The sequence below is a fragment of the Rhizobacter sp. P2_H3 genome, assembly GCF_056403355.1.
Genome location: NZ_JBFUFQ010000416.1, coordinates 1 through 2,483, shown reverse-complemented (window position 1 = coordinate 2,483; position 2,483 = coordinate 1). Strand labels below are relative to the sequence as shown.

At 72.0% G+C, this 2,483-nt stretch carries 4 protein-coding genes; all 4 read right to left on the bottom strand.

What is annotated here, in order from left to right:
* Window positions 1-415 (bottom strand): MmgE/PrpD family protein (locus tag AC1D1T_RS31750; protein ID WP_477993344.1); only part of this gene is annotated, 415 nt, incomplete at its 3' end.
* A gap of 15 nt (window positions 416-430) precedes the next feature.
* Window positions 431-1,258, bottom strand: coding sequence for an ABC transporter substrate-binding protein (locus AC1D1T_RS31745; RefSeq protein WP_477827326.1), 828 nt, complete (start codon window positions 1,256-1,258; stop codon window positions 431-433).
* A 35-nt stretch (window positions 1,259-1,293) separates the two neighbouring features.
* A complete protein-coding gene (locus AC1D1T_RS31740; RefSeq protein WP_477827325.1) occupies window positions 1,294-2,100 on the bottom strand; it encodes an amino acid ABC transporter ATP-binding protein in 807 nt (268 codons plus the stop codon).
* A partial coding sequence (locus tag AC1D1T_RS31735; protein WP_477993343.1) for an amino acid ABC transporter permease occupies window positions 2,097-2,483 on the bottom strand: 387 nt, incomplete at its 5' end. The genes AC1D1T_RS31740 and AC1D1T_RS31735, both read right to left, overlap by 4 nt.

The following is a 2,483-nucleotide window of genomic DNA, read 5'->3' as shown; positions in this document are numbered from 1 at the left end:
CCACGGCGGTCAACAGGTCGCGCCCGCTGACTTGGCGCCCGGCCGGCGCGTGCCCGGCCTGCGCACGCACCAGCCCGAGCGCCGCCAGCGCGGCCGGCAGCACGACCGCGCCGGAGTGGTCGCAGCCGCCGGTGTCGTCGAGCTCCAGCGCATGCGCGGCGATGCCGTTCGCGAAGGCCGCATCGCGCGCACCGAGCCGCTGGCCCGTGCCCCACACCGGCGCGCTGCCCCCGGCCGTGTCGCCCGCCAGCATCACGACCGCGCTGCGCGCCTCGGCCGCAGCGCTGCCGGCGAGTGCCGCACCGAGCGTGTCCAGCAGGTGCGCCTTCGTGCGCGCCACCAGCGCCGCGGGCAGGTCGTCGAAGCGCGTGGCGGCGCAGAAGGCCCCGAGCTGCATGGCGGCGGTGTCGGACATCGCTGCGCGCCCGGCTCAGTTCGCGCTGTCGACGATCAGCTTCGGCACCGTGAACTCCTGCAGCCCCCATTTCGCGGCGATCTTCGCGTAGGTGCCGTCGGCGATCAGCTTGGCCATCGCCTCGCCGAGTTCGGCGGCCAGCGCCTCGCTCTTGCGCGGCATCGCGAGGCCCACGTACTGGAACGAGATCGGCTTGCCGAGCGTCGCGTAGGTGCCGGTCTCCTGGCCCATGATGTACGGCAGCGTCTCGCCGCCCTGCACCGCCGCGTCGAGCCGGCCCTGGCGCAGCTGGGTGCGGGCGTCGGCCGATCCCTCGGTGCCGCTGACCGCGATCGGCGGCTTGCCGGCCTTCACGCAGTTGTCGTCGCTCCATTTGGCGATCTCGGCCGGGAACGAGGTGCGCCGGCTCGCGCCGACCTTCCTGCCGCACAGCGCGGCCATGCCCGCGAACTCGGCGGCGCGCTCCTTCAGCACGAAGAACTGCGGGCCGGTCTTCAGGTAGTCGATGAAGCGCACCGCATCGCGGCGCGCCGGCAAATCGGTCATGCCCGACAGGATGATGTCGACGCGGCCGGTGGCCAGCGAGGCGAGCATCTGGTCGAAGCTGGTCTCTTCCCACTTGATCGTGGTGCCGAGCTTGGCGGCCAGCGCCTCGCCGAACTCGACGTCGAAGCCGGTGAGCTTCGCGGTGGCCGGGTCCTTGAATTCCAGCGGCGGGTAGTTCGAGACGATGGCCGCGGTGATCGGCGCGCCCTTCGCGCGCGTCTGCGCCTGGGCGGCCGGCAGCGCGATGGCGAGGGAGAGGGAGAGCGAGAGGACCGAGGCCCCGAGGCGGAAGGACATGAACGACTCCGTTGAAGGTGGATGGGATGCGGCGCTCAGCCGCGCACGGCCGAGATGAATTCGCGCGTGCGCTCGTGCCGCGGTTCGGACAGGACCTGCTGCGGCGTGCCGGTCTCGACCACGCGGCCCTGGTCCATGAACATCACGCGGCTCGCGACCTCGCGCGCGAAGCCGAGCTCGTGCGTCACGACGACCATCGTCATGCCGCTGCGCGCGAGGTCGCGCATCACGCCCAGCACCTCGCCGACGAGTTCGGGGTCGAGCGCCGAGGTCGGCTCGTCGAACAGCATCAGCTGCGGCTTCATCGCGAGCGCCCGTGCGATCGCGACGCGCTGCTGCTGGCCGCCCGACAGCTCGATCGGGAACGCATCGCACTTGCTCGCGAGGCCCACGCGCGCCAGCAGGGCCCGCGCCTCGGCCTCGACCTCGGCGCGCGGGCGCCGCAGCACCTGCACCGGGCCTTCGGTGACGTTCTCCAGCGCCGTCATGTGCGGGAACAGGTTGAAGCGCTGGAACACCATGCCGGTCTTCAGGCGCTGGCGCGCGATGCCGCCTTCGGACAACGCATGCAGCCTGTCGCCGGCGCGACGGAAGCCGAGCAGCTCGCCGGCCACCCACAGCGCACCGCCGCTCACCGTCTCGAGCTGGTTGATGCAGCGCAGGAAGGTGCTCTTGCCCGAGCCCGAGGGGCCGACCACGCACAGCACCTCGCCGGGCGCGATGTCGAGGGTGATGCCGTGCAGCGCGTCGAAATCGCCGAAGCGCTTGCGCACGTCGACCGCGCGCACGAGGGGCGGCAGCGCCGCGGTGGCGGTGGCGGTGGCGGTGGGGGCGGCGCTCATTGCCGTGCCGCCTTGCGGCCGGCGCCGCGTGCGTAGAAGGCCTCGACGCGCGCCTGCAGCACCGACAGCACCGTGACGACCGCGATGTACCAGAGGCCGGCGACGATCAGCAGCTCGATCACCCGCGTGTTCGCGTAGTAGATGTTCTGCGCGCTGTGCAGCATCTCGGCGTACTGGATCACGCTGGCCAGCGAGGTCAGCTTGATCATGCCGACGAACTCGTTGCCGATCGGCGGGATGATGACCCGCATCGCCTGCGGCAGGATCACGCGGCGCAGCGCGAGCAGGCGCGGCATGCCGAGCGCCTTCGCCGCCTCGTACTGGCCGACGTCGACCGACAGCAGCCCCGCGCGCACCACCTCGCTGGTGTAGGCGCCCTGGTT

What these genes read in the sequence shown, in the direction of transcription:
- AC1D1T_RS31745 (WP_477827326.1), bottom strand. Translation starts at nt 1,258, where the DNA reads ATGTCCTTCCGCCTCGGGGCCTCGGTCCTCTCGCTCTCCCTCTCCCTC.
- AC1D1T_RS31740 (WP_477827325.1), bottom strand. Translation starts at nt 2,100, where the DNA reads ATGAGCGCCGCCCCCACCGCCACCGCCACCGCCACCGCGGCGCTGCCG.